Genomic DNA, 25668 nt, shown 5'->3' with positions numbered 1-25668 from the left:
GCCCCAGTGCCCTACCGGGATGAGTCGTCGTACCAAACCGCGCGCCAGGCTTGCTCGGCCTGGGCGATCGCCAGCTCGCGCTCGGCCCGCTGGTACTGTTTACCCAGCTTGCGCAGTCGCCCTACAGCGGTTCGTAGTTTGCTGCGCCACAGGGCAGTCTGCACATCCCCTAACTCTAGATCGGCCAGACGCAGCTGAACGGCGGCCAAATGGGTCATGGTGCCTTCTAAAGCATTGTCCTCGTCATCTGACACGTCGTCGTTGTCCTCGTCGCGGTCGGTCTGCGGTCGGTCAAACTCGGCGGTCATGTCTCCAGCCATGGCCACCAGTACGTTGAGCACGTTAGGGACAGCGCGCCCCTTAGGCACCGCCATGTCGGCGTCGGAGGCGACCTCTAATACCGACTCGGGCAGGTCAGGAATCACCTGGGCCTTGCGCAATAGTCGGTTGGCTTTTCTGGAGACGCGCTGGAGTACATCGCGAATTCTCTGCTCCAGAATCAGGTGGTGCTTGGCGACCAGGGTCGGCGTCAGCGGGTCGCCGGTAAACGGGCGATCGCGAAATATGTCGTCTATATCGCCGGAAATAGCTGCCATTAGGACAGACTGAATCAGCTGCTTGGGGTCAAGTGCCGAGGCCTCACCGTCGGTAGAAGACTCGTTTTCGTCTGACGGTGGCATGGCTTCAGCAGACTCTAGATCCGGATTCTCATCGAAGTCTTCGGCGATGGTCTCTTCTACTGTGGTTTCTAGCGGTGCTGCTTCTAAAGGTTCCTCGATCGCCTCAAAATCGGCTTCGTCAGCCCCTGCCTGCTCCGCCTGCTCCAACCCCTCGTCGCCAGGCGAGACTGCGGAGCCTGCCGAGGGCTGAGTCAAGGCAACTAGGGCCGTCTCTAGGCGATTGAGATCGTCGCGGTCAAGGTTGGGGTCAGCCGGGGAGGGGTCGGGCTCCATCAGCTGCTGTAGCCAGCCTTGGGCTTTGTCACCCAAGGTTTGCATGCCCTGTTGTAGGCGACCGCGATCGCTCACCGGCAGAGCCAAAAATTCTTCGGGATAGACCTGAGTACAAAGATGATAAGTAGCCATCACGACCTGTCGCCGCACAGCCTGCCCTAGCACCGTCAGATAGGTTGCATAAATTTGACCAAACTCTTCGGCCAGGGTGGCGGTGGCACCCTCTAGCCCTTTGAGATCTTTGCGAATGCTTTCGACTGGCCTTACCATACCGCCTTGCCCATGCCATACCTGATTATAGGGAAATATTGAAAGCGGGGGCGCGATACCTGCACCCCCGCTATTGACGATGGCTAGGGATCGGTCTATTGACCATCGCTAACTCAGCCGTTAGCCCCTAACCTGAAGTTGGCTTGGATGAGCCTACTTCTTCTTCTTGCCCTTTTCTTTCTTGGGTGCAGCTTCTGCCTTAGTCTCCGCTGCCGGCTCAGCCTCGGCTACAGGCTCTTTCTTGGTGAGACCAGCCTGAGCCGCGACTTCCTCAGCAAAGTTGCTCTCTTCTTTCTCGATGCCCTCACCCAGGACAAACCGGGAGAAGCGGCGCACCTGAATGTTTTCACCCAGCTTAGAAACGGCTTGCTTGATCAGCTCTTCCACCGAGATATTTTGATCTTTGATGAAGGGCTGATCCATCAAAGCTAGTTCTTTCAAACGCTTTTGAATGCGGCCTTCCACAATCTTCTCGCGCATGGCCTCGGGCTTGTTAGCGATGTCGTCGCGACCCATTTCGATGGATTTTTCTTTCTCAGAGACTTCAGCCGGAATGTCGCTGACGCGCACATACTCGACGTTGGGGCAAGCCACGATTTGCATAGCCACGTCGCGCACTAGACTCTTGAATTCGTCTCGGCGGGCGACGAAATCTGTCTCACAGTTGACCTCTACGAGCACGCCGACGCGATCGCCCGTGTGAATGTAGCTGCCAATAATGCCCTCAGCCGCTACGCGGCCTTCTTTCTTAGAGGCCGAGGCAATGCCCTTCTGCCGCAGCCATTCGATTGATTTCTCGATGTTGCCATCGTTTTCTTTGAGGGCTTTTTTACAATCCATCATGCCCGCGCCGGTCTTGTCGCGCAGGTCTTTAACAAGCTTTGCAGAAATTTCTGCCATGGTGATTTACCGTCCTAACGCGCTATCGTCAAACTCAATACAAACTTAAAGGGAAAGACCCTAGTTCAGCTTAAACCCCAGGGGCCACCTCAACTAAGGCAGCTATTGGGTAAGGGCAGAATATTCTGCCCTTACCCAACATGATTTGGCTTTAGGCATCTCTCGCACGAGATGGTGGAGCGGGCTGAACCCTAGTCGTCGCTGGCGGCGGGAGCATCGTAGCCGTACTCGTCGTCCTCGCCACCGTCATAGTCTTCGTAGTCGTCATCGTTGCCGCGGGCCTTGGCACCGTTGGAGCCTTCGTAGATGGCGTCGGCCAGCTTGCCGAGAATCAGCTTGATGGAGCGAATCGCGTCATCGTTGCCGGGGATGGGTACATCCACCAGGTCGGGATCGCAGTTGGTGTCTAGCAGCGAAATGATGGGAATGCCCAGCTTGTGGCATTCCGACACCGCGTTGTATTCGCGCTTGATGTCAACAATGATGGCGACATCGGGTACCTTGCGCATGGTTTTGATCCCACCCAGGTACTTTTGCAGCTTCTCTAGCTCGCGGCGCAGCACAGCGGCTTCTTTCTTGGGGCGCAGGTCAATGGCACCCAGTTCTTCCATGCGCTCAAGCTCTTTGAGGCGGTTGGCGCGAGACTTGATGGTTTCCCAGTTGGTCAGCATGCCGCCCAGCCAGCGCTGGTTGACGTAGTGGGAGCCGCAGCGGGCCGATTCTTGGGCCACAATGCCAGCCGCCTGGCGCTTGGTGCCAATGAACAGAAACTTTTGTCCCTGTTCAGCCGCAGTGCGGACAAATCGGTAGGCTTCTTCCATCAGCTGGGCGGTCTGCACCAGGTCAATGATGTGAACGCCGTTGCGGGAGGTGAAGATGTACTGATCCATCTTGGGATTCCAACGGCGGGTTTGGTGGCCGAAGTGAACCCCAGATTCTAGTAGCTCGGGGAGAGTGATAACGGGCATTTGGGTTTGACTCCTTTCGGGTTAATCCTCCATTCGAACGCGCTTCCCAGAGGGAAGACCCGAAAATTCGAATGTGTGGTTTTTTGACAACTTTTCTAGGTTATCACAAAAGGATTTAGGGTTTCATGCTCAAGGCCTTGAGCATGAAACCCTAAATCCCAATTTCGTGGGCTAATCGTCAAAGTGCTTGACGATCGCCTCGGCAAACTCCGAGCACTTCAGCGGCGGGTTGACCGGCGGCTCCATCAGGCGAGCCAGGTCGTAGGTGACTTCGCGGGAGGCGATCGCCCCCCCGATCCCTTTCTTAATCAAATCCGCTGCCTCTTGCCAACCCATGTACTCCAGCATCATGACGCCAGAGAGAATGACGGAGCCGGGGTTGATGCGATCGAGTCCGGCGTGCTTGGGGGCAGTGCCGTGGGTGGCTTCAAAGATGGCGCAGGTGTCGCCGATGTTGGCCCCTGGCCCCATACCCAATCCACCGACGATCGCCGCCGCCGCATCCGATAAATAGTCGCCATTCAGGTTCATGGTGGCGAGAATCGAGTATTCGTCAGGCCGGGTCTGGATCTGCTGAAAGATGCTGTCGGCGATGCGATCGTTCACCATGATCTTGTCTTTCCACTGGCCGTTGCCGTGGGTTTCCCAGATGGCGGCGAGAATGCCCTCGACTTCGGCATGGATGGCGGCTTTTTTCTCGGGGGTGAGGGCGTCGTAGCCAGGCTCGATCTGGCGGGCGTTGTCTTCGGTGGAAAGGTCAGGGTTGGCCTCTTTATTGCCCAAAATCCACGACTCGCGCTCGGTGACGCAGTCGGCACGAAATTCTGAGGTGGCCAGCTCATAACCCCAGTCGCGGAAGGCCCCTTCGGTGTATTTCATGATGTTGCCCTTGTGCACCAGGGTGACCTGCTGCTTGTCTTTGGGCAGGCGCAGGGCGTGCTTCATGGCGCGGCGCACTAGGCGCTGGCTGCCGGTTTTGCTGATTGGCTTGATGCCAATGCCCGAGTCAAGGGGGATCTGTTTTTTGCCGTGCTCGGGGGTGGCGGGGATCAGCTCAGTGTTGAGATATTTGATTAGCTGGTCGGCGATCGGGTCGCCCTGCTTCCACTCGATGCCCAGATAGATGTCTTCGGTGTTTTCTCTATAGATAATGACGTCGAGCTTTTCGGGGCTGCGGTGGGGCGAGGGGGTGCCAGCGTAGTACTTGCAGGGGCGCACGCAGGCGTAGAGGTCGTTGATCTGCCGTAGGGCAACGTTGAGCGAGCGAATGCCGCCGCCGACGGGGGTGGTGAGGGGGCCTTTGATGGCGATGCCAAATTCTTCGATCGCTTTAAGGGTGTCGTCAGGCAGGTACTGGTAGGTGCCGTACTGCTCGCAGGCTTCGTCGCCAGCGTAAACCCTAAACCAGACAATCTCGCGCTTGCCGCCGTAGGCTGCGGTCACCGCGGCGTCAAACACTCGCTGGGCGGCGGGCCAGATGTCTACCCCCGTTCCATCGCCACGGATGTAGGGAATGATAGGCGTATCTGGCACGACGGGTTCGCCATCTTTAAAGGTGATGCGTTCGCCTACTGCCGGGGGAGTGATCCGTTCGTACATCGCAAATTGCCCGCAAACGACAAAACATCCCATAGTCTAATGCGCTTTAACCCACATTTTTGCTCGTTGAGCAACGATTTAAATCTGGGGAGGAACCGTCTAGAGAGTCTTTGGCCCCTAAACCCCTCTAGGCCGTGAGATGGCGCTGATTGGCTGTAGTCGTTGTGGTCTAGCGGTGGCGGTGACGCGACAGATGGCTATCGCTGTGCTTTTGCCCTCAACCCTAGTCTGCCTTGCTGTTGAGATCTTGAATGTATGAACACGGTTCTAATTGTTGACGATGATCCCGTCTTGCAAATGACGTTGACCCGGCGCTTAGAGGCCCAGGGTTTTGAGGTGATTAGCGCGACCTCAGGTCAAGAAGCGCTAGATCTATTGCGCCATCAACCTGCGGACGTGGTGGTGTCAGACGTGATGATGCCGGGCATGAATGGGTTTGAGTTTTGCCACCACCTACGCTCTAGCCCAGCCGGAGAAATGGTGCCGTTTATCTTTCTCTCTAGCCTGGGAGAGCTAACGAACCGGGTGCAGGGCCACATGCTCGGGGCCGACGACTACTTAGTCAAGCCCTTCTCGGCGCAGGAGCTGATCGCCAAGGTGAAGGGGGCAATCGCGCGATCGCAGCGCCTGCACAGCACCCTGGAGCGCCTGCTCGACCAGTCTGCCCTTCAGCCCACCCCCCTACCCCTCACCCCTGCCGAAGAGCGCGTGTTTTGGGAAGTTGTCCAAGGCTTCACCAATAAGCAGATTGGCGAACACCTGTTTCTGAGCCCTCGCACGGTGCAAACCCATCTCAGCAACATGCTGGCCAAGCTCAGTCTCGAGAACCGATCGCAGATTGTGCGCTTTGCCTTTGAGCACGGCTATCGCATGCCGGAGGAGTCGGGTCGGGGTTAGGTGAGTCGATGCATCTACCCACCTAACCCCGACTCACTCACCCACTTCACCTCCCTGCCCAACACGTTCTATCATTGAGAACGGGCACTTTCATGCGGTATCTATGGTTTCGGACGGCGACACACTGGTGAATTTGCGCGCTCAGCTCCAGGGCGATTCGCTGAAAAAGCAGCTTTCGGCGGTGCATGAGCTGTTGGCCCTGGGGCAAGAGGGGCTGGAGGTGTTGACCGCTATCCTGGTGGAGCGCAAAGCTGAGCCACCCACGATTTTAGACGGCAAGATTTTTCAGGTGCTCTACGCCACTGAGCAGAGTGAGCTGCGCGGGGTTTTGGCTCAGCACTGGCCCCAGGGACGGCTGGAGATGCCCTCAGCGCAGGGCGTAGACTATGGGCCGCTGCAAGAGCTGTTAATTCAGCAGGACTTTGAGGAGGCCGATCGGCTGACGCTGGCCAAGTTGTGTGAACTGGCCGGGCCGACGGCGGTCAAGCGCAAGTGGGTTTACTTTACCGAAGTGGAGCAGTTCCCTGTTACCGATTTGCAGACCATTGACCACCTGTGGCGAGTCTACTCGGAGGGTAAGTTTGGCTTTTCGGTGCAGCGCCGTCTGTGGCTCAGCCTGGGCCAAAACTGGGATAAGTTCTGGCCCCGCATTGCCTGGAAGGACGACAACATCTGGACGCGCTACCCCGGCGGCTTTATCTGGGATCTGAGCGCCCCCGATGGTCACTTGCCCCTGTCAAACCAGCTGCGCGGTGTGCGGATGATGTCGTCGCTGCTGACTCACCCCGCCTGGAATGAGGGGGCCTAGGTGCCGAAACAGCGGGCTAAGGCTGACCTGCCCACTAAGGTTTGCCCTGTCTGCCAGCGCCCGTTTACCTGGCGCAAGAAGTGGGCCGACTGCTGGGATGAGGTGAAGTATTGCAGCGATCGCTGTCGTCGTCGTCGTTAGGGCAAACCCATGACCCACGCTACAGTTCTACGGCGATCGACCCCTTAAGCTGGGAAAGTATTCCTAGGGACAACTACCATGACCCAGGCCTCACCCAAGGTAATCATCCACGGCGGAGCCGGTAGTGCTCACGGTCATAAAGATCGGTTGATGACGCTGCGAGAAGACCTGCACAGCATTGTCAAGCAGGTCTATAGCAAAGCCGAAGCTGGGGCTAGCGCCCGCGATTGCGTGGTGATGGGTTGCCAACTGATGGAAGATTCGCCCCATTTCAACGCGGGCTATGGTTCAGTGCTGCAATCTGACGGCCAGGTGCGCATGAGTGCGGGGCTGATGGATGGCCGTGCCCAACGCTTTAGCGGCATTATCAACGTGTCGCGGGTGCGGCACCCGATCGATCTGGCGGCCTACCTGCAACCTGCCCCCGATCGCGTGCTGTCTGACTTTGGGGCTGCCGAACTGGCGAGAGAGATGCGGATTCCGCCCTTTGACCCGGTGACTGACCTGCGTTTGCAAGAATGGATGCGGGAGCGGGCCAACAACTTTCGAAGCCCAATGGCTGGGGTGGTAGCCGAAGCGGTAGATATCCCCGAGGACTTTGAAAGTCGGCGCGGCACCATTGGGGTCGTAGTGCTGGATATGGAGGGTCATCTGGCGGCGGGCACCTCGACCGGGGGCAAGGGGCTAGAGCGCCTAGGCCGGGTGAGTGACTCGGCCACCGTGGCGGGCAACTATGCCAACTCCTTTGCGGCGGTGAGCTGTACGGGCATTGGCGAAGACATTATTGACGAGTGTCTGGCGGCCCGGATTGTGGTGCGGGTGAGCGATGGTATGGATATTTTGGCCGCCTTTGAGAAATCCTTTGGGGAAGCGACGGCCCATAAGCGAGATTTTGGCGCGATCGCCCTCAGCCACCAGGGCCAAATCGCCTGGGGAAAAACCAGCGATGTGCTGCTGGCGGCCTACCATACGGGCGATGGCGTGGGCGACACCTTAGAGCTAGACTCAGGTACCTTAACCGGAGTGGTGTAACTGCGATGACCGATCTCAATTCTCCTAAACGCAACCCCTCAGCCTCAGAGAAAAACGTCCTCAAAATCGACGTGCCAACCCTGATGGTGATTTTGACGCTGCTGATTTTGTTGCCCCTATTGGTGACGGGGTTTCTCTCTCAGTAAGCAAGGGAAATGGAGCTGTTTGAGAAAGAGGATTGAGAAGATCCCTTTCTCAAAAGCAAAGGTACCCTGTACCTTTGCTTTTGAATTATTAACTACAGCAAGGTTCGGTCGTACCCCATGGCTAGTTGCCCCGAAAGTTTCCGCTGGGCCTCGTCTCGCAGGGGGTGAAATCGAACGCCTTGGGCATCGCGGAAGAGTTTTTCTAACCCAAAGGGGCGGTTGAAGGAACGGCCTCCAGCAATTTCCATGGCCCGATCGACCACCCCAAGTACCGATCGCGCTACTAGTGCTCGACCCGTCATAATTTGGTTGGTGGTATCAAAGCCAGGCTGGCTAGAGATACTGGTTGAAATCATGTGTTGTAGGGCAATTCTGGCCGCCGTTAATTCATTGTCTAAGCCGCCAACTTGATAGTAAATATGCTCATCGTCGCGGTTTTTGCTAATTTGCTGCACGACCAAATCTCTAGCCGCTTCGGCCACCCCAACATAGACCGAGTAAATAATTGGGAAGGCAACCATGGTGATTAAATGGAATGCCGGGTGCCATTTGTCGGCTGGGCGACGCAGGGCGATCGCCTGATCGGACACAAAAACATTGGTGATTACAATATCGTGGGAGCCGGTGCCGCGCATGCCCATGGCTTGCCAGGTGGGCACAATTGAGACCCCAGGGGTCTGCATGGGCAGGGCAAAGTGCAGCACCGTTTTGCCGTCAGCTGGGTCGTCATAGACGGCACTGGTCATGAGCAAATCCCCGGCTGGGGCACCGCTAGCAAAGACTTTGCGCGCCGTGATTAGAAACCCGCCTTCGGTGCGAGTCGCGGTGCCAGAGCCGGGTAGCCAATCGCCGCCACCACTGCTAAGCAGGATGATTTTTTCTTGGGCAATGCGTTTGAGCAAGCCCTCTACCGGAGCGTTTTGGTGCTGCCATTTCCAGGTCGGCACCATCACCTGATGGGTGTGCATTGAAAAGGCCAGGGCGGTCGAACTGCAATAGCGAGCTAAGGTTTTTAACGTTTCACAAACTTCTACATAGCTAGCACCCCCTCCACCAAATTCTTGGGGAACGCCCATGGCCGATAGCCCCGATCGCCGTAACATTTCGAAATTTTCGCTGACAAATTCGTCAGAGGCGTCGGCGGCTTGTTCACTGGGGGCAAACTGCTGGCCTAACGACTGGGCAAGGGCTAACCAGTCTTGGTTTTGCCGTTGCTCGGTAGGTTGATTCATAAGTTCAAGCATGGGGGCTCCTTGAAAACTGAAATCGTTTATGGGTCTATTCTGGTGTTGGAGTCACTGGGGTACAAGATCACAATCTGTACCTGCGTTACGGATTGCAATAATGGGTAATCGCCATGGGAAAGGGATATGGTCAGTACTGCCCAATTTCTAGGGCGGCAGAGATTATTTGTGAGCGCTGGACGCCCCTAATTTTGCGGGAGCTGATGTCTGGCAGCCATCACTTCAACGAGATCAGCTATGGGGTGCCGCTGATGTCGAGGGCGCTGCTGATTAAACGCCTCAAAGAGCTAGAGCTGGCTGGCATTATTACGCGGCAGGAAAAAGCGACTGGCCAAGGGTCAGTTTATTTACTCACCCCGGCGGGGGAGGCGCTGAAGCCGCTGATTGATCAAATGGGGGTTTGGGCCACCCACTGGACTCGCGATCGCCTCTCTCCCGATCAGCTAGATGATCGGTTATTAATGTGGGCCATGCGGCGGGGCGTTAATCTTGACGCGTTCCCCTCGGTCAAAGTGGTTTTGCAATTTGACCTGCGCGGTTTGACTAAAGGAAAACAGAAAGAACGCAGCTACTGGATGGTGGTTGAGTCAGCGCGGGTCGATGTTTGTTTTCAAGATCCGGGCTTTGGGGTTGATGTGGTGATCGCGGCTGATCTGAGCACCTTTACCCATGTGGTGATGGGCTATGAAAGACTGGATCAAGCCCTTAAGACCGGCAGTATTGCCTTTGATGGGCCTAGCGAGTATGTACAGCAATTACCGACCTGGCTCTACTTACACAGCGAACGCCGTCACCTGTCAGGGATAGCACCTTTTGTAATTGGCAAGATGGCATAACTTGAGGGTATCAACCGGATGGCAACACCTGCGATCGCTACCCATTAGCCAGCCCCTCAACGGTCGCTTTCAAATACTCTAAATCTGGCCCAGAGGGAATAATGCCGCCCGGATTCAGCGGAAATAGATTGCCGTAGTAATCGCGCTTGACCGCCTCAATATCGCAAGTTGCCGCCACCCCCGGCAGTTGATACAGATGCCGCAGGTAGGGGCCAAGATGGGCATAGTCTTGAATGCGGCGGCGGTTGCACTTAAACAGGCTGTAGTAGACCACATCGAAGCGAAACAGCGTCGTAAATAGCCGCACGTCCGCCAGGGTTACTGTGTCGCCGCAGAGATAGCGATGCTGAGCCAGAGTTTGATCGATTGCATCCAGCGCATCAAATAGCTCGGTGACGGCGCGATCGTAGGCAGCCTGGGTCTGGGCAAAGCCGCAGCGGTAGACACCATTGTTAACGGCCTGGTAGGTGCGATCGTTCCACTGGTCAATGTTTGCCTTTATGGACTCTGGATAGAGATCCACCTCGGGCCGAGTCGCCCACTCATTAAAGGCTTCATTCAAAATCACAATGATCTCGGCACTTTCGTTGTTCACAATGCTGGCCGTCTGGGTATCCCACAGCACCGGCACTGTAGCGCGCCCTTTGTAACCTGGCTGCGCTTGACGGTAGAGTTCCGGCAGAGTGCGACAGCCGCGAAACGGTGTTTCAAACACCCAACAGCCTTCGTCGGGGGAGGGGATAACGGGGAGAACTGAAATGGCTTCTGCCAATCCCTTCAACGCCCGCGTCACCAAAGTCCGGTGTGCCCACGGACAACCCATCCCCACAATCAATTGATAGCGGCCTGCGGTGGGCGGATAAGGGCCATCCGGTTGAATCCACTGCCGAAACTCACTCTCGGGCCGCTGGTAATCCCCGCTCTTGCTGCTAGGAGCCATCTGCCCCATCATGGCTTGCCACAGCGTTGTCCAAACCTGCTTAGCAGTGCGAATCAGCAAACCTGGCGGCAGACCAGCCATAACACTCTTAGCGAGGGGACGCCTTCACTATACCGAGATGGCAGAGATCAGAGCACAAATCCTCTAGAATGGCGCATCGCTGCGCGGATGCACCCTACGAGTTTCCCCGTTTAAGGGGCATCGGGCGAATAACCTTTGTCCCTACGGGTCAAAAAATGCCGCCGATCCCCAAGGAATCGACGGCAAAATCTATAGCGAGGTATCTAAGGCAAGAAACCCTTACACTCGCGCCGGAGCCTTCGTCCACTCGGTATGGAACGTGCCCTCCTTATCAACCCGCAGGTAAGTATGCGCCCCAAAGTAGTCGCGCTGGGCCTGGGTCAGGTTTTGCGGCAGGCGATCGCGTCGGTAGCTGTCAAAATAATCCAGCGACGCACTAAACGCCGGTACCGGAATGCCGAACGTTGCCGCCATCGCGATCACCTCTCGCCAGGCTGTCTGGCGATCGAGAATCGTCTGCTTAAACTCAGGGGCCAGCAGCAGGTTAGGCAGGCTAGGGTTTTCGTCATAGGCATGCTTGATCTTATTCAGGAAGCCTGCCCGAATAATGCAGCCCCCCTTCCAAATCCGGGCCGTTTCACCCAGGTTGACATCGTACTCGTAAGCCTTTGAGGCCGCACCGATCAGCGCCATGCCCTGGGCGTAGGAGCAAATCTTTGAGCAGTACAGCGCATCGCGGATCTTGTTGACCATGGTTTTGACATCGCTGTCAAAACTAGCCGTGGGGCCGCTCAGCTCCTTAGACGCCGCCACCCGCTCTTCTTTGATCGACGACATAATCCGCGCGTTGACCGCAGCTGTAATCGTAGGAATCCCCACGCCCAACTCCAGAGCGCTCATCACCGTCCAGCGCCCGGTGCCCTTTTGCCCCGCCGCATCCAAAATCAGTTCTGCCAAGGGCTCACCTGTCTCGGCATCAATATTGGTAAAGATGTCGGCGGTAATCTCGATCAGAAAAGAATTCAGCTCGTCGGTGAGATTCCACTCAGCAAACACATCGAATAGCTGGTTATGGTTTAGCCCCAGCACGCTCTTCATCAGGTCGTAGGCTTCGGCAATTAGCTGCATGTCGCCGTACTCAATGCCGTTGTGCACCATTTTGACGTAGTGCCCCGCGCCCCGAGGGCCAATGTAGGTGACACAAGGGCCGTCATCTACCTGAGCCGCAATTTTTTTGACGATGGGCTCGATCGAGTCGTAGGCAGCGCGGGTGCCGCCGGGCATCAGGCTGGGGCCGAGCAGCGCCCCTTCTTCACCACCGCTGACCCCCATACCAATAAACCGCAGGCCAGTGGATTCCAGATCCTTTGTGCGGCGCTCGGTGTCTTCGTAGAGGGAGTTGCCGCCGTCCATAATCATGTCGCCGTCATCCAGTAGGGGACGCAGCTGGTCGATCACCGCATCCACCGGAGCACCGGCCTTTACCATGACCAAAATACGACGGGGCCGCTCTAAGGACTGGACAAACTCTTCGAGGCTGTAGGCCGCCACCACATTCTTACCCTGGGCGCGGGTAGCCATAAACTTCTCGGTCACGGCGGCAGTGCGGTTGTACACGGCCACCGGGAAGCCCTTACTCTCGACGTTGAGCGCCAGGTTCTCGCCCATAACGGCGAGCCCAATTACACCAAAACTCTGTGCCATATCAATACTCTCGTTAACAGTTCGGTCGGAGGTCTAAAACGGGTTTCTACGGAAAACTGTAGGGTGGGCGGGTGAGTGGGACGTGATAAGGAATACCGCTGCCATCAAAACTGTCAACAGCCTAAACAACTTTTTCAAGATGGCCATGCTCTCAAAGGTTTTCTTTAGGTGTGAGACCCAAAAGCCAGGAAGTCTTGACCTCCAGCGACCGATAATCTACCCCCGATGCAGAATTTCGTCTTAATTGCCCTGATAGGTAAAGGCGACGAGGGGAGCCACAATTGATATTTAGCCCCAACCCTTTAAGGCTTTCTGCCCTAGCTTCCCTTCTCCCTCACCCTCCCTATCTTCCTCAACGACCCATTGCCTGCCGTGATTTCCCTGAGATTCTGTAGCCCCTGAAGCTGTGGAATTGAGCAAGCGCCGCAATAATGGCGTTACGTTGTGACGTTCTCTCGATCTGGTTATGAAACTTCTGCCTCGTTCTGCCCTGGTGGCTTCTATAGTGGCGGCTGGTCTTCTATCTGCTGTCGGCTCTGGTACTGCGTATTCTGGCTGTGCCTTGTCCAACTGGGGTGATTCTGGAATTTCGTCATCAGACGCTGGGCCAAGCGGCTTTTGGGTGGCTTCGACTGACAGCAATGCTTTGGGTGTAGCCCTGGGCGGTTTGGGGGCAATTGTTGCTTTGCTATCCGGTGGCACTCTGCTAATGCGCCAGCGCTGGCAAGCCCAAGCGGTGGCCACCCTCGATGCCGCTGTTGACCTAAGCCTGATCACCGAGACTGAAACGGTTTTGGTGTCTGAGCCAGCTGAGATTGAGAGTGAGGTGGCTTTGGCCTACCGGCGCTAGATCGACTTGACTGTGTTGGCAAATCTCCTTGAGTAGCTGAAGGGCTGGCCGTTGGCCAGTCCTTTTTTTGCGCTTAGGACGACTGCACCTGGGCCTGGAGCCAGCTCAAGTAGTCGGGCAGACCCGCCACAATCGGTAGAGCGATAATCTCGGGCACCTCGTAGCTGTGGTGCTGGGTAATGATTTGGGCGATCGCATCAAACTGGCTGAGGTCGGCTTTGATGATTAGCTGCCACTCGGGCTCGGCGTGAATGTTGCCCTGCCAACGGTAAACAGAACGGATCGGCAGCACGCTGACGCAGGCGGCCAGTCGTGCCTCTATTAGATAGCGGGCCAGGCTCTCGGCCTCGGCCTCAGAGCCAGCGGTGACTAGAACGACTCCTAACGATGGGGGCGACATTGCGGCTAGAGAATGCGATCGACAAACTGTGACTGGTTCAGGGTTTCCCGGGCTGGGCGGTTGGTCCAACGGGTTTCCCCCTGCACCGTTTCGTAGAGGTAGGCACGGGCCTCGGCGGGCAGCACCGACTCGGTGAACTCAGTGCCCACCACCACCGCTGCCTTGAGAGACGCCTCCCCCAAGTGAGCACGGGTGAGGTCAGCCCGCGATAGGTCTACGCCGTCAAGCATGCCGTTCCACAGTACGGCCCCGGTCAGGTCAGAGCCGCTGAGGTTGGCCCCTACCAGGCTCACCCCGCGCATGGTGGTGTGGGTGAGATTGGCTGAGCTGAGGTTGGCGTGGTCGAGGTTGGCCCCATTGAGTTTGGCCTCTTTGAGGTTCGCTCCGGCCAAATTCATGCCGTGTAGGTCTACGCCGTTGAGCCAGGCTCCTTCCAAATTGACGGCATCCATGCAGGTGCGCTCTAGGTCGGCTCCACTAAGTCGGGCTCCAGTGAGATGCGCCCAGGATAGGTTAGCCCCGCTTAGATTTGCGCCGCGCAGGTTGGCCCCGGTGAGGTTAGCGCCACAGAGGTTGGCCTCCCGCAAATCGGCGTTGCGCAAGTTGGCGTGGCATAGGTCGCAGCCGCTGAGTTTGGCCTTGCGCAGGTCAGCTCTTACTAAGAATGATCCACGCAGGTTGGCCTTGGTGAGGTCGGCCTGGTTCAGGTGAGTTTCGCTCATTTTGGCAAAGCTCAGGTTTGCCCAGTTGAGAGTGGCGTAGTCGAGGTTGGCCTGGGTGAGAAAGGATCGGCTGAGGTTGGCACCTTTGAGATTGGCGCGACTGAGGTCAACGTCTACCAAAATGTGGTGGCTGAAGTCGCCACCAGCCAAGCTAATGCCGGTGAAGTCACGGTAGCCAGCTTCATAAAGCTCAAGGAAATATTTAATGTGCATAATGTTTCTGTGGTGAGCTGGGGACGCGCCAGACTCACGGGGGGCGACTAATGGCACGGCAGGTTCCCAAAATTGGGGCATATAGGCTGTGTAGAGGGTATGAAAAATGACCTTTAAAATAGAAGATTTATGAGTGAGGTTAATGCTTCTTTAACTAAAACTCAGGAACATAAATTTACAGTTCAAAATGTGTTTAATTATTTTTTAACAGTCACTACATATGGAGGCTGCGTGGCTTGAATACAGCTTATTTGCTTTCTTCTAGCCTGACAGACTTCGTTGCTTTTGTTTGATAATTTGGTGAGAAACTTAGCACTCGACAAGGCATGAATCGATTAATTTTTTGGGGCCTTTGGCTCGGGTTTATTCTGTATACGTTTATACTTGCTCCTCCCGATCGCCCCGACACTGCTGATCTGATTTTGAAGCTCTCTACGGGCGCGTGGGAGGGCATTAACCCTGCCGTTGTCGCTCTGTTTAACGCCATGGGAATTTGGCCAATGGTCTATGCCGCAGTGGCCCTAATTGACGGCCACGGACAAAGGCAGCGAGCCTGGCCCTTTGTACTGGTGTCGTTTGCGGTGGGGGCCTTTGCGCTGCTGCCCTACCTGGCCCTGCGCCCACCTAACCCCGGCTTTGACGGCCCCAAGAGCGCTCTGCTGCGCCTGCTGGAATCTCGCTGGCTGGGGGCAGTGCTGGCCGCAGGGGCGATCGCCCTAGCCGCCTTTGCATTACTTAAAGGAGACTGGCTCGATTTTTGGCAGCAGTGGCAAACCAGCCGCTTCATCCACGTCATGTCGCTAGACTTTGTTGCCCTGTGGCTGTTGTTCCCGGTGCTGCTGCGCGACGACATGGCCCGCCGGGGCATGAGTCAGCCCTGGGTGGTGGCGGCGGTGTTGGCCCTGCCGTTGATAGGCGCGGGTTTGTATCTAGCGCTGAGGCCGTCTGTTGAGGCTGAAGCGGGGACGGCGGTTAGAGAGGGAGTAGGAGGGTAGGGGGTAGGGGGTGGATGGGTAAAGAGGAGATGGGGAGGATGAGGGAGATAGGGAAGATGGGGGTGGGGGAAGAGTTCTAAGTTTTAAGTTTTGAGTGCTTCGTGTATAACCTAAACTCAAAACTTAAAATTAAGCACTCAAACTTTACTTCCCCATCTTCCTTACCTTTCTCACCCCCTTATCTCCTCCATTTCCTACGCCGTCATATTCTGCAACCGGCTCAGGGTGCGCTGTACTGAGGACAACCCTTGGCGATCGCCCTGAGCTTCTAAATAGGCGCTGGCTCGCTCTAGATCGGCGATCGCCCTGGCCTGATCGCCCTGGCTCTGGTAGGCGGCGCTGCGGTAGCAGTAGGGCAGCGCAATCGGGTCGCCGCAGGCAATGGCGTCGCTGTAGTCGCGCACTGCGCCTTTGAGGTCGCCCAGCTTGTGCAGGGCGCTGCCGCGATACACGTAGGCCATGGGCAGGTGGGGTTTGAGGGTAACGGCCTGGGTAAAGTCGGCGATCGCGGCGGCGTAGCGGCGCTGCTCTAGGCGCAGCCAGCCCCGGTTGCAGTGGGGGGCAAACAGCTTGCCGTTTTGCAGAATTGCCTCGCTCAGATCGGCCTCGGCGGCCTCGACCTGGTTGAGTTCGAGCTGGGCCACCCCTCGGTTATTGAGGGCAATGGCGTGGTCGGGCTGAAGGTTAATCACCTGGCTGTAGTCGCTAATCGCGCCGGGCTGGTCGCGCAGATCGTGGCGGGTGGTGCCTCGGTTAAAGAAAGCCACGGTGTCTCCAGGGGGGATCGCCGGGTCGTGGAAGCGCTGCATGAGGGCATGGACGACAGCGGGTTCAGCGGTGCGCAGCTTAGCGTCTAGGTCGGGGATGACGGCGCTCTGGGTGGGCAGCGCCTTGAGGCTGACAATGGCGTAGGTGTTCCCCAGGGTGTTGTCAGCGGGGGCGCTGCCGCTGTCGCTGACCAGATAGCTCTCGGCGGTGCCCATAATTCTGAACTTGAAGCGATCGGGGTAGTTTTCTCGCAGGGGCAAGAGCTGATTGAGGGAGGCCTTGAGCAACTGGAGCTGGCTTGACTCGGTGCCCCAGCGCTGGCTGATACGCCAGGCCAGGCGACCATCATGCTGGTCACCCCGGTGGCACCAGCCAATTTCGAGCTGGCCGCCCCGATCGAGCAGCTGGCGAAACTGTTCTAATAAACTGTCGTCGATGGTGACGTAGCTGGCCCAGGGCCACACCAGCAGCACCCGCCGCGTGGCGGTTCTGAGGGCAGTCTCTAGGGCATGGCGGCTGGCCATGGCCTGGGGTTCGGTGGCGCTGGCCACAGGAAAGTCAATAATCCAATCGGGCTGGGGCAATGGCTTGGCCAGCACTGGGGGCTCTTGGCGGGAGGTTTTAAGCTCGGTTTCGGTCTGCTGCACCCGTCGGGCTAGCTGCATGAGGGCTTTGCGGTTAGCGGTGTCGTCAGGGGCAGTGACCAGCTGACTCGTGAGCTGCTGCTGCCGTTCGGAGAGCGATCGCGTCACCCCCTCTAGCTGGGCCACCTGGGCCTTTACCTGGCCCAGGTATTGCGACACCACCTGCTGCACCTGTTCCTGGGTGTGGCCAGCGGTTTCCTGACGGCTGACCTGCTGCTGCAACTGCTGCACCTCAGCGGTCAGGCGCTCTAGCTCGGCGGTGCTGGGCGGTGCCGCCGGAAACCCGTTTACTGTGCCCACCGGAATTTTGGTGAGGGCTTGCTCTAGGCGGGTTTGCTGGCGAGTCAAGTCTTTGACGTGGTCTACTAGCCGACTAAATTCTGACTGGGGCACCAGGGCAGCCATGGCCTTGACCACCTCCCCCATGCTGGCCCGGTACTGGCCCGGGGCACTGGTCTGGGGAAACTCCTGCCAGCGGCGATCGATTTGCCCCAGGGCGTCTTGCAGGTTGGTGACCAGAATGCGGGTTTCTGAACGCAGGTTCTCGAGACTTACTCGGGTCTGCATCAGGTCAGTTTTGACTTGGGAGAGCTTGTTTTCGGCGGCCTCTACCCGAGGCGTGGTGACCAACCGCTGTATGTAGGTGTTGAGGTTTTCGAAGCCCACTTGGGCCGCAGCCGACTGCTCCTGGAGCTGAGCAATCTGCTGGTTGATGTCAGCTAGGTCGGGGGTGGGCAGCGCCTCAAGCCGCTGGTCAACGTGGGCCTTGAGGCCATTGATTTGCTTAGCAAAGCGGATGAAGGAATGGTTGCTGCGATCCATCACCGCTCGCTGAAAGTTGGTCAGCGCTTCGGGCGAAGGCATGGCCGTCACCTGTTTGGTCAGGTTGGTGAGGCGGTGCCCGGTTTGGCGGTGCTGGCGGGCGAGCTTTTCCTGGGCTTCTTCGAGCTGCTGCTCAACGCGGGTGCGGTTGAGTAGCCCCACCGCCACCAGCACCGTGAGCGGTGCCGAGGCCAGCGCCATGTTTTGGGCGGCAATCGACGCCACAGTACCGACGCCAGACCCTACAACCAGGGCGCGTTCGGCCCTGGTCAACCAATGATTATCGGCCACGTTGTTTCCCCTGATGACTAAAATCGCTGAGGCGTGGCGATGCCTGAGGGGGCGTCAGGGGGCTGCATCGCTACTGGTTTACTCTTCGAGAAGCGATCGCAACGTCAGGATGTTTTTGGGAGAAGGTAGGGGAGTGGAGCGGTAAACCAGACAAGCATTATTGAAAATTATCAATCAGAAACAAAAAGCAAATAGTATTCAATCAATTTACCCCTTTCTTTTTGGGGCAGGCATTGGCTAAACTCTATTGAAAATAGGCTCAGGTCTATTCAGCTAGCGATTTAATTGACCTTTGTCAATCTTGTCCTGGGTGACCAATGCCGGGGCTTAAAACTGCTGCCAACCCTTGCCAGGTAACGCTTTCGCTGTCCTTTTGCCCGAGAATGCCTCGTCTATGACTCCAATTATTGCCCAAACGAGCTGGCTCATTCCCCTGTATCCCTTAATGGGGGCGCTGCTGACTATTCCCTGGTCACCGGCCTTTATTCGGCGCACTGGGCCGCGCCCCGCTGGCTACATCAATATTGTGATGACGGCCCTGGCCCTAGTTCACACCCTGCTGGCATTTTTGGCCCTCTGGGGGAAGTCGTCGCCTCAGTTTTTCTTTGCCTCCTGGCTGAATGTGGCGGGGCTAAACCTGGCCATTCCCCTAGAGGCGTCGCTGATTACCCTCGGGGCCTGTGTGCTGATTATCACGCTGAATCTGCTGGCCCAGATCTATGCTGTGGGCTACCTAGAGATGGACTGGGGCTGGGGCCGCTTTTTCGCCATGATGGCGCTGTTTGAGGCGGGCATGTGCGCCCTGGTGCTGTGCAACTCGCTGTTGTTTGCCTACATGCTGCTGGAAATTTTGACCCTGGGCACCTATCTGCTGGTGGGCTTTTGGTACAACCAATCCCTAGTGGTGACCGGGGCGCGAGACGCGTTTTTGACCAAGCGAGTCGGTGACCTAGTGCTGCTGATGGCGGTGCTGGCCATCTATCCCCTCGCCCACACCTGGGACTTTCGGGAGCTGGCGGCCTGGGCGCAGACGGCAAATGTAGATCCTGGGTTGATTACGCTAATTGGTATTGGCCTGATTGCTGGCCCGATGAGCAAATGTGCCCAGTTCCCGCTGCACCTGTGGCTGGATGAGGCGATGGAAGGCCCGCTGCCCAGCACCATTTTGCGCAATTCGGTGGTGGTGACGACCGGCATTTGGGTGCTGGTGGAGATGGAGCCTGTGATTGCGCTGTCGTCGACGGCCTCGGCCTTTGCCATCGCGGTGGGAGCGGTGACGGCGATCGGTGCGACGCTGATCTCGGCGGCCCAAATCGACATCAAGCGGGTGCTTTCGTACCTCAGCAGCGCCTATATGGGGCTGATGTTTATCGCTCTCGGCGCTCATCAACCCGGTGCCGCCCTGCTGCTAGCTCTGATCTATGCCCTGGGCATGGCGGCTCTGGTCATGGGCGCAGGCTCAATTATTATCAACATCACCACCCAAGACCTAACTCAAATGGGCGGGCTATGGGGTCGCCGTCCCGTCACCGCGATCGCCATGATTACGGGTGCCGCGAGCTTGGTGGCACTACCTCCCCTGGGCGGCTTTTGGGCCATGCTCTCGCTGGTGTCGGGGCTGTGGGATAGCGATCGCGGTCTGTTAGTCGCAATCGTGCTGCTGGTGAACTGGCTGATGGCCTTTAGCCTGGCCCGGCTGCTGGGTCTGATCTTTGCGGGCAAGACCCAGCAGATGACGATGCGATCGCCCGAGCCGATCTGGTTTATTGTGCTGCCGCTGGCGATCGTCGCTGGTTTTGCCCTGCACCTGCCCTTGATCATGGCCCAGTTCAACCTGCTGCCCGCCTGGGCTGAGATTAGCCAAGACATGGCCCTGCTGCTCACTTGGTCGAGCATTCTTGGTGCGGCAGTTGGCACCCTGCTCTACGTCAACCGCATGGTGGAAGACCCGAGCAAGCTGATTCAAAAGCCGCTGCAAAACCTGCTGGCCTACGACTTCTACACCCCCAAGCTCTACCGCAACACCTTTGTATTGGGGGTGGATGTGCTGTCGCGCATGACCGACTGGCTCGATCGCTACGTGGTCGATGGTTTGGTCAATGCCGTAGGCCTAGCCTCGCTCTTTAGCGGCGAAACCCTCAAATACGGCAACACCGGGCAGCTCCAGTTCTACGTGCTCACCATTGCCTTGGGCGTCGCCGGGCTGGGGATTTTGATGAACTGGCAGGCTCTAGCGGCGCTGTTCTAGACAAAGAAAGTTTTGAGTTCTGAGTTCTTAATGTTGAATTCAAAACTCAAAACTTAAAACTCAGAACTTAAAACTCTTCTTTACCACCATGCTCACTCCCCTCCTCTTAATTCCGCTCATCGGCGCGATCGCCATCTCGCTCTGGCCCGGCCTCCCCAGCCAGCAGGCCCGCAACGGTGCCTTGATTGCCTCCGGTGCCGCCTTGCTGTGGACGCTTTATCTATTCACCCAGTTTGACCTGGCCTTTGGCGGCTTCCAGTTCCACGAATTTTTGCCCTGGCTACCCGCCCTGGGGCTCAACTACGAACTCAGTATGGATGGCCTCTCGCTGCTGATGGTGGCGCTGAACAGCCTGATTACCTGGATCGCCATTTGGAGCAGTGATCCACAGATTGAGCGGCCCCGGCTCTTTTACAGCCTGCTGCTGCTGGTGAGCAGCGGGGTGGCGGGGGCCTTTGTGGCTCAGAATCTGATGCTGTTCTTCTTGCTCTACGAAATTGAGCTGGTGCCGCTCTACCTGCTGATCGCCATCTGGGGCGGCGAGAAGAAAGCCTACGCGGCGACCAAGTTTCTGCTCTACACGGCACTTTCTGGCGCACTGATGCTGGCTGGTTTCCTCGGCACCGTCTGGCTCAGCGGTGCGAAGGACTTTACCTACTACGCGGTGATGGGCCATGACCTGCCGATGGTGTGGCAGGGAGTGCTGCTGGGGCTGCTGCTGGTGGCCTTTGGCATCAAAATTCCCCTGGTGCCGTTTCACACCTGGCTGCCTGATACCTATGTGTCGGCCTCGACTCCGGTGGCGATGATGCTGGGCGGGGTGCTGGCCAAGCTGGGCACCTACGGTCTGTTTCGCTTTGGCCTGGGACTGTTCCCCGATGCCTGGGCGCAGTTTTCGCCCTACCTGGCGGGGTGGGCCGCGGTGAGCGTGCTCTATGGGGCGGTGACGGCGATCGCCCAAAAAGACATCAAGCGCATGGTGGCCTACAGCTCGATCGGCCACATGGGCTACGTGCTGCTGGGCGGCGCGGCGATGACTGACCTGGCCCTGACCGGGGCCCTCAGCCAAATGGTCTCCCACGGCATTATTCTGGCCATTCTGTTTCACCTGGTGGGTGTGATTGAAACCAAAGTCGGCACTCGCGAACTGGATGTGCTCAACGGGCTGATGAACCCGGTGCGGGGGCTACCCATGGTCAGCGCGCTGCTTGTGCTGGGCGGTATGGCTAGCGCGGGCATCCCCGGTCTGGTGGGGTTCGTGACTGAGTTTCTGGTGTTCCAGGGCAGCTATGCGGCCTACCCGGTGCAGACCCTGCTAGGGGTAATCGGCACGGGCCTGACAGCGGTGTACTTCGTGATTTTGCTCAACCGGACGTGTTTTGGGCGGCTGGATAATGCGATCGCTTACTTCCCCAAGGTCACTTTCTCTGAGAAACTGCCCGCCTATATTCTCGCTGGGCTAATTTTGTTCCTCGGCATTCAGCCCAACTGGCTGGTGAAGTGGGGCGAACCGACCGCCAGCCTGATGGTGGCCAACCTGCCCTTCGTTACCACCGAAGTCGTTGCCGATGAGGTAATTCAGCAGATCCCCGCTGATGTGCAGCCCGATGGGGGGATCGCCCTCCCCATCGCTACCCTCCCCACCCTGCCCTGACCCCCAACCCTGTAGGGTGCATTCGCGAAGCAATGCACCATCCCATGAAGCAACCCACTAAGGCCCAACTTCTTTCGATGGTGCATTACGGCATGGCCAGACTCGATGACCACAGCACAGGGAACCTACGCCTAATGCACCCTACGGGCGATTGGTGGGACTTAGAGGAAATCCCAGAGCTGTTCGGGAACCAGGCGGTGAGGGCCATGGCGGAGGTCGGCGGGCGATCGCCAAACCGCCTTAAACTGCCGCTTCCCCTCCACCACATCCAGGCTCTCCTGCCCGTAGAGCGACTCATCGACAAACCGCCCATCGTAGACAAACACAATTTCGTGCCCCGGCTCGCCCTCGTAGACAAAGATGTTTTCCACGACGCCCAGCAGCTCCACCTCGGCAATATCGGCCCCCAGCTCCTCCTTGATTTCGCGAATCGCCGCCGCTGCGCTCGTCTCGCCAAAGTCAATACCGCCCCCCAGAGGCCGCGCAAAGCCCCGCTCCTTTACCGAGTCGTAGCTCTCATGCACCAAAATCTCGTCGCCCCGCCGCAGCAAACAGATCGAAATTGGCCGAATTCGCGCTTTTTTGCCCATCGTGAATATCCATCATGAACGCCTACAGCCTACAGCAAGGGGAAGTAGGGAGTAGGGGGTAGGGAGTAGGGCGTTGCTTTCACCCCTCACCCCCCACCCCTTACCCATCCACCCCCTACCTCTTTTTTACCCATCCACCCCTCTACCCATCCACCCCTATGCCCACCCTCACCCAACCCCAAACCCTGATCCCCCCCTCCACCCACCCCCACGCCGACGTAGTGCATCGCCTAGAGGCGGGCGGCTCGATGCTGCCTGACACGCCAGAAAATCTGATGCAGATCATCGGCATCTATAAGGCCTACGCCGTGCCGATGGATTTTTACTGGCGCGACCTGCTCTACATTGCCGAGCGGGTGTTTTTGAACCCAATACCAGCCTTCAAGTATTTCTTGCCCCAGGACTATCTGGATCTGCCCAACCACTACGCCGGAGATACCGCCGATCTACGGATTTGGCGGGGGGAAGCTACGGCCCATCCGGAACTGCTGGACTTTATGGCCAAGGGCGAGACGAAGCGCAAGCTGCCCAAGCTGTTGCTCCACCTGTGGCACGATCGCGTCAACATGGAGTTTGCCGAAGCCTGCATGCGGGCCATGCTCTGGCACCAGGATATGGGCGGGCGGTTCAACGACTATTTGTATACCGAGGAGTATAAGGGGGCGTGCGATCGCGCCATTCGCGCCTACTTCAAGGGCAACCCCGCCATGCTAGGGCTGCACAAACTCTTCCCCGAGATGTTCTACGAAAAGTGCCGCGAACTCTCCTACTACTCCAACCTCGGCCTGTTTTGGGAAGTGATGGCCCCGGTTTTCTTCGAGATGAGCGACATCTACGACGAAGGCGGCTTCGCAGGCGTGCCTGCTGCTATGGACTTTTTGGTCAACGGCATTTTTGCCGTGGCCGGTCGCCCCATCTACCATCACGTCTACGTGGGCGACGAATGCTTCGAGCTGATCCCCAAATCCTGTGGATTCACCTGGCTCTATGAAGCGGCTTTGCCCTACGTCGAAGCCGTGTTTTACCGCACCGCCCCCTTCCGTGGCACCAAATCCTACAACGCCCAAGCTGGTCAGGTGCCGCAGGATCAAAACGACTTCCACTACGGCATTCTCTACGCCGATGTCTTCCCCGTGGGTAGCGCGGGTATTCCCCCCACCCTGTTAATGCAGGACATGCTCCACTTCTTGCCGCCCTACTTGTTGGAGTATTACCAGCAGCACTGTCGCGGCGAAGACGACATGCTGATTCAGCTGGGGATCACTTTTCAGCGATCGATGTATAACGTCACCTCAGCGGTCATCCAAGCTCTCCGCGCCGCACTGCTCTATCCCCTAGATGACCAAAACCCCCGCCACCTGATGGCCAACCGCCAGTTCTTCGAAGCCCAAATGGATCGCTTTGTGCGCCCCGAAGCCCGGCTGCGGGATATTCAGCGGCAGGACTATCGTTAGAAAAGTTTTGAGTTCTTGGTTTTGAGTTTTGAGTTTTGAGTTCTTGCTGTAGGTCTTGAATTCAAAACTCAAAACTCAACATTCAAAACTTTCTCCCCACCCCTCACCCATCCACCCCCTTCACCCATCCACCCCTATGCCTACCATCGTCGATATCGCTGTCAACACCGAAGGCTTTTCTACCCTAGTCGCCGCCGTTCAGGCCGCTGGGTTGGTCGAAGCGCTGCAAAGCCCTGGCCCGTTTACGGTCTTTGCGCCGAATGATGCCGCTTTTGCCAAGCTGCCCCCCGGCACGGTACAAACCCTGGTGCAAAATCCGCCCCAGCTGGGCCGCATTCTCAAGTTTCACGTGGTGGCGGGCAAATACACCAAGGATGAGCTGATCAAACTCGGCACAGTAGATTCCCTTGAAGGTGCGCCCATACCCATTCATGACCTTTCTAACGATGAGGCGTTTGAGGTAAAAAATGCCACGGTGCTCGCCGCCGATATTGAGGTCGACAACGGCATCATCCACGTGCTCGACACCGTTATGTTGATGGGGTAGAGCTGGGCTTGGGAGGTTTTTGTCCTGAACTGCATCACTCGGATAGGTATCCTTGGTATACAAGGTGACATTCTTTGTGAAACCAGCGATCGCATAACCGGCCCCAATGATGCCCCTAACCCGAAGTCGATATGTGACGGCCCTGATTGAGGGGTTGTCTAGTTTGGGACTGTTACTCGTGCTCTCTGGGTGCTCGGCCCTGCCTGAGGTAGGGGCTATTGGTGCCCAGTTTAGCGAAACGGAGAATGCCGAGGCTTCAACCAGTGAGCAAAATTCCTTACCAGCCGTCACTGCTCAAAACACGCACCAAGCTGCCGCTAAAACCCTGCCTACCGCAACGGTAGTTTCTACAGGCGATGGCGATACCCTACGCGTGCAGGGGCAGGATGGCCCAGTCACGATTCGTCTGGCCTGTGTAGATGCGCCTGAAAGTAACCAGGCCTTTGGCCCAGAGGCGACGCTGCGGCTACAGCAGTTGGTTTCGACCGGGCAGCCGGTCGAGGTACGGGCGATTGAGCGCGATCGCTACGGCAGAACTGTGGCCGAAATCTACAGCGGTGGCCAATCGGTGGGGCTGCAACTGGTGCGCGAGGGCTATGCCGTGGTCTACGAACAGTACATTTCGGGCTGCGCCGCCACCGCTGATGACTACCGCCAGGCGGAGTCTGCCGCCCGCAACGCCCGCCGCAACTTCTGGAGCCAGCCCAACCCCACCCTGCCCTGGGATTTTCGCCGAGGCGGGTCATCCCCCACCCCCACCGCTCCTCCCCCGATCGCCACTCCATCACCCGTTACCCCATCACCCACCACAGGCAGTTTGCCAGCCTGCGTCTCTAGCGACTGCGACTGCGGCGACTTCGCCACCTGGGAACAGGCTCAGGCGGTGCTCAACGCCTCCCCCGGCGACCCCCACGGCCTGGATGGTGATAGCGACGGTGTTGCCTGCGAAAGTCTCCGTTAAATTCTCCCCCATCTTTCCCATCTCCCCCATCTCCCCCACCCCCTTACTCC

Annotated in this window: 24 protein-coding genes; 13 read left to right on the top strand and 11 right to left on the bottom strand. The window is 57.6% G+C overall.

Annotated features, from left to right (window positions below; all coding sequences use genetic code 11):
• Positions 1–11 precede the first annotated feature (11 nt).
• The 4 genes from H6G07_RS15290 to H6G07_RS15275 all read right to left on the bottom strand — a co-directional run bounded on the left by H6G07_RS15290 (position 12) and on the right by H6G07_RS15275 (position 4690).
• Positions 12–1223: a hypothetical protein gene (locus H6G07_RS15290; RefSeq protein ID WP_073608864.1), complete on the bottom strand. Its 1212-nt coding sequence runs from the start codon at positions 1221–1223 to the stop codon at positions 12–14.
• A gap of 153 nt (positions 1224–1376) precedes the next feature.
• Positions 1377–2123 (bottom strand): translation elongation factor Ts, encoded by a 747-nt coding sequence (gene tsf, locus H6G07_RS15285; RefSeq protein WP_073608865.1) that lies wholly within the window; start codon positions 2121–2123, stop codon positions 1377–1379.
• Positions 2124–2314: 191 nt separating this feature from the next.
• Positions 2315–3091, bottom strand: coding sequence for a 30S ribosomal protein S2 (gene rpsB, locus H6G07_RS15280; protein ID WP_073608866.1), 777 nt, complete (start codon positions 3089–3091; stop codon positions 2315–2317).
• A gap of 171 nt (positions 3092–3262) precedes the next feature.
• Complete coding sequence (locus H6G07_RS15275) at positions 3263–4690, bottom strand: NADP-dependent isocitrate dehydrogenase (protein ID WP_073608867.1); 1428 nt, start codon at positions 4688–4690, stop codon at positions 3263–3265.
• 255 nt (positions 4691–4945) lie between these two features.
• Here H6G07_RS15275 and H6G07_RS15270 point away from each other — a divergent pair, with 255 nt between their 5' ends.
• From H6G07_RS15270 to H6G07_RS15250, 5 genes are all read left to right on the top strand, one after another.
• The gene (locus tag H6G07_RS15270; protein ID WP_073608868.1) at positions 4946–5587 is read left to right on the top strand and encodes a response regulator transcription factor; all 642 of its coding nucleotides are present in this window, start codon (positions 4946–4948) and stop codon (positions 5585–5587) included.
• Between the two features lie 103 nt (positions 5588–5690).
• The gene (locus tag H6G07_RS15265; RefSeq protein WP_073608869.1) at positions 5691–6395 is read left to right on the top strand and encodes a GUN4 domain-containing protein; all 705 of its coding nucleotides are present in this window, start codon (positions 5691–5693) and stop codon (positions 6393–6395) included.
• Positions 6396–6536 (top strand): DUF2256 domain-containing protein, encoded by a 141-nt coding sequence (locus tag H6G07_RS15260; protein ID WP_071527445.1) that lies wholly within the window; start codon positions 6396–6398, stop codon positions 6534–6536.
• A gap of 78 nt (positions 6537–6614) precedes the next feature.
• A complete protein-coding gene (locus tag H6G07_RS15255; protein ID WP_073608870.1) occupies positions 6615–7568 on the top strand; it encodes an isoaspartyl peptidase/L-asparaginase in 954 nt (317 codons plus the stop codon).
• Positions 7569–7573: 5 nt separating this feature from the next.
• Positions 7574–7714 carry a hypothetical protein gene (locus H6G07_RS15250; RefSeq protein ID WP_171973026.1) on the top strand — a complete coding sequence of 47 codons (141 nt, stop codon included), beginning with the start codon at positions 7574–7576 and terminating at the stop codon, positions 7712–7714.
• 92 nt (positions 7715–7806) lie between these two features.
• Here the strand turns inward: H6G07_RS15250 and H6G07_RS15245 are convergent, their stop codons facing one another.
• The gene (locus H6G07_RS15245; protein ID WP_084173200.1) at positions 7807–8958 is read right to left on the bottom strand and encodes an acyl-CoA dehydrogenase family protein; all 1152 of its coding nucleotides are present in this window, start codon (positions 8956–8958) and stop codon (positions 7807–7809) included.
• Positions 8959–9071: 113 nt separating this feature from the next.
• Here H6G07_RS15245 and H6G07_RS15240 point away from each other — a divergent pair, with 113 nt between their 5' ends.
• Positions 9072–9794 (top strand): HxlR-like winged helix-turn-helix transcriptional regulator, encoded by a 723-nt coding sequence (locus H6G07_RS15240; RefSeq protein WP_073608872.1) that lies wholly within the window; start codon positions 9072–9074, stop codon positions 9792–9794.
• A 37-nt stretch (positions 9795–9831) separates the two neighbouring features.
• Here H6G07_RS15240 and H6G07_RS15235 read toward each other — a convergent pair whose 3' ends face one another.
• Complete coding sequence (locus tag H6G07_RS15235; RefSeq protein WP_073608873.1) at positions 9832–10815, bottom strand: glutathione S-transferase family protein; 984 nt, start codon at positions 10813–10815, stop codon at positions 9832–9834.
• Positions 10816–11034: 219 nt separating this feature from the next.
• Positions 11035–12459, bottom strand: coding sequence for an NADP-dependent phosphogluconate dehydrogenase (gene gnd / locus H6G07_RS15230; RefSeq protein ID WP_073608874.1), 1425 nt, complete (start codon positions 12457–12459; stop codon positions 11035–11037).
• Positions 12460–12925: 466 nt separating this feature from the next.
• Here gnd and H6G07_RS15225 point away from each other — a divergent pair, with 466 nt between their 5' ends.
• Positions 12926–13309, top strand: a complete 384-nt coding sequence (locus tag H6G07_RS15225) for a hypothetical protein (RefSeq protein WP_139297053.1) — start codon at positions 12926–12928, stop codon at positions 13307–13309.
• Between the two features lie 73 nt (positions 13310–13382).
• Here H6G07_RS15225 and cutA read toward each other — a convergent pair whose 3' ends face one another.
• Complete coding sequence (cutA, locus tag H6G07_RS15220; RefSeq protein WP_073608876.1) at positions 13383–13709, bottom strand: divalent-cation tolerance protein CutA; 327 nt, start codon at positions 13707–13709, stop codon at positions 13383–13385.
• 5 nt (positions 13710–13714) lie between these two features.
• Complete coding sequence (locus H6G07_RS15215) at positions 13715–14701, bottom strand: pentapeptide repeat-containing protein (protein ID WP_338420703.1); 987 nt, start codon at positions 14699–14701, stop codon at positions 13715–13717.
• Positions 14702–14970: 269 nt separating this feature from the next.
• On the opposite strand from H6G07_RS15215, the gene H6G07_RS15210 reads away from it, so the two are divergent.
• Complete coding sequence (locus tag H6G07_RS15210; RefSeq protein ID WP_073608878.1) at positions 14971–15639, top strand: DUF2834 domain-containing protein; 669 nt, start codon at positions 14971–14973, stop codon at positions 15637–15639.
• A gap of 194 nt (positions 15640–15833) precedes the next feature.
• Here H6G07_RS15210 and H6G07_RS26925 read toward each other — a convergent pair whose 3' ends face one another.
• On the bottom strand, positions 15834–18164 hold the full coding sequence (locus H6G07_RS26925; protein WP_073608879.1) for a tetratricopeptide repeat protein: 2331 nt from the start codon (positions 18162–18164) through the stop codon (positions 15834–15836).
• Positions 18165–18558: 394 nt separating this feature from the next.
• Here H6G07_RS26925 and H6G07_RS15200 point away from each other — a divergent pair, with 394 nt between their 5' ends.
• Both H6G07_RS15200 and H6G07_RS15195 read left to right on the top strand, forming a co-directional pair.
• The gene (locus tag H6G07_RS15200; protein ID WP_073608880.1) at positions 18559–20412 is read left to right on the top strand and encodes an NAD(P)H-quinone oxidoreductase subunit F; all 1854 of its coding nucleotides are present in this window, start codon (positions 18559–18561) and stop codon (positions 20410–20412) included.
• Between the two features lie 88 nt (positions 20413–20500).
• The gene (locus H6G07_RS15195; protein ID WP_073608881.1) at positions 20501–22066 is read left to right on the top strand and encodes an NADH-quinone oxidoreductase subunit M; all 1566 of its coding nucleotides are present in this window, start codon (positions 20501–20503) and stop codon (positions 22064–22066) included.
• A gap of 161 nt (positions 22067–22227) precedes the next feature.
• On the opposite strand, the gene H6G07_RS15190 is transcribed toward H6G07_RS15195, so the two are convergent.
• Positions 22228–22656, bottom strand: coding sequence for an NUDIX hydrolase (locus H6G07_RS15190; RefSeq protein WP_073608882.1), 429 nt, complete (start codon positions 22654–22656; stop codon positions 22228–22230).
• Positions 22657–22814: 158 nt separating this feature from the next.
• On the opposite strand from H6G07_RS15190, the gene cupA reads away from it, so the two are divergent.
• The 3 genes from cupA to H6G07_RS15175 all read left to right on the top strand — a co-directional run bounded on the left by cupA (position 22815) and on the right by H6G07_RS15175 (position 25618).
• Positions 22815–24110, top strand: coding sequence for a CO2 hydration protein CupA (cupA, locus tag H6G07_RS15185; protein WP_073608883.1), 1296 nt, complete (start codon positions 22815–22817; stop codon positions 24108–24110).
• A 136-nt stretch (positions 24111–24246) separates the two neighbouring features.
• A complete protein-coding gene (gene cupS / locus H6G07_RS15180; protein ID WP_073608884.1) occupies positions 24247–24657 on the top strand; it encodes a CO2 hydration-associated protein CupS in 411 nt (136 codons plus the stop codon).
• A 109-nt stretch (positions 24658–24766) separates the two neighbouring features.
• Positions 24767–25618: a thermonuclease family protein gene (locus H6G07_RS15175; protein ID WP_084173221.1), complete on the top strand. Its 852-nt coding sequence runs from the start codon at positions 24767–24769 to the stop codon at positions 25616–25618.
• The last annotated feature ends 50 nt before the right edge of the window (positions 25619–25668 follow it).

The sequence above is a fragment of the Phormidium tenue FACHB-1052 genome, assembly GCF_014696675.1.
GTDB lineage: Bacteria > Cyanobacteriota > Cyanobacteriia > Phormidesmidales > Phormidesmidaceae > Nodosilinea > Nodosilinea tenuis_A.
The sequence above is the reverse complement of the archived record's forward strand: the minus strand, read 5'-3'. Positions and strand labels throughout refer to the sequence as shown.

Bases quoted from the DNA above. Each gene is read 5' to 3' on its own strand.
- H6G07_RS15290 (WP_073608864.1), bottom strand. From the start codon at position 1,223: ATGGTAAGGCCAGTCGAAAGCATTCGCAAAGATCTCAAAGGGCTAGAG.
- tsf (WP_073608865.1), bottom strand. From the start codon at position 2,123: ATGGCAGAAATTTCTGCAAAGCTTGTTAAAGACCTGCGCGACAAGACC.
- rpsB (WP_073608866.1), bottom strand. From the start codon at position 3,091: ATGCCCGTTATCACTCTCCCCGAGCTACTAGAATCTGGGGTTCACTTC.
- H6G07_RS15275 (WP_073608867.1), bottom strand. From the start codon at position 4,690: ATGTACGAACGGATCACTCCCCCGGCAGTAGGCGAACGCATCACCTTT.
- H6G07_RS15270 (WP_073608868.1), top strand. From the start codon at position 4,946: ATGAACACGGTTCTAATTGTTGACGATGATCCCGTCTTGCAAATGACG.
- H6G07_RS15265 (WP_073608869.1), top strand. From the start codon at position 5,691: ATGGTTTCGGACGGCGACACACTGGTGAATTTGCGCGCTCAGCTCCAG.
- H6G07_RS15255 (WP_073608870.1), top strand. From the start codon at position 6,615: ATGACCCAGGCCTCACCCAAGGTAATCATCCACGGCGGAGCCGGTAGT.
- H6G07_RS15250 (WP_171973026.1), top strand. From the start codon at position 7,574: ATGACCGATCTCAATTCTCCTAAACGCAACCCCTCAGCCTCAGAGAAA.
- H6G07_RS15245 (WP_084173200.1), bottom strand. From the start codon at position 8,958: ATGCTTGAACTTATGAATCAACCTACCGAGCAACGGCAAAACCAAGAC.
- H6G07_RS15240 (WP_073608872.1), top strand. From the start codon at position 9,072: ATGGGAAAGGGATATGGTCAGTACTGCCCAATTTCTAGGGCGGCAGAG.
- H6G07_RS15235 (WP_073608873.1), bottom strand. From the start codon at position 10,815: ATGGCTGGTCTGCCGCCAGGTTTGCTGATTCGCACTGCTAAGCAGGTT.
- gnd (WP_073608874.1), bottom strand. From the start codon at position 12,459: ATGGCACAGAGTTTTGGTGTAATTGGGCTCGCCGTTATGGGCGAGAAC.
- H6G07_RS15225 (WP_139297053.1), top strand. From the start codon at position 12,926: ATGAAACTTCTGCCTCGTTCTGCCCTGGTGGCTTCTATAGTGGCGGCT.
- cutA (WP_073608876.1), bottom strand. From the start codon at position 13,709: ATGTCGCCCCCATCGTTAGGAGTCGTTCTAGTCACCGCTGGCTCTGAG.
- H6G07_RS15210 (WP_073608878.1), top strand. From the start codon at position 14,971: ATGAATCGATTAATTTTTTGGGGCCTTTGGCTCGGGTTTATTCTGTAT.
- H6G07_RS15200 (WP_073608880.1), top strand. From the start codon at position 18,559: ATGACTCCAATTATTGCCCAAACGAGCTGGCTCATTCCCCTGTATCCC.
- H6G07_RS15195 (WP_073608881.1), top strand. From the start codon at position 20,501: ATGCTCACTCCCCTCCTCTTAATTCCGCTCATCGGCGCGATCGCCATC.
- H6G07_RS15190 (WP_073608882.1), bottom strand. From the start codon at position 22,656: ATGGGCAAAAAAGCGCGAATTCGGCCAATTTCGATCTGTTTGCTGCGG.
- cupA (WP_073608883.1), top strand. From the start codon at position 22,815: ATGCCCACCCTCACCCAACCCCAAACCCTGATCCCCCCCTCCACCCAC.
- cupS (WP_073608884.1), top strand. From the start codon at position 24,247: ATGCCTACCATCGTCGATATCGCTGTCAACACCGAAGGCTTTTCTACC.
- H6G07_RS15175 (WP_084173221.1), top strand. From the start codon at position 24,767: ATGCCCCTAACCCGAAGTCGATATGTGACGGCCCTGATTGAGGGGTTG.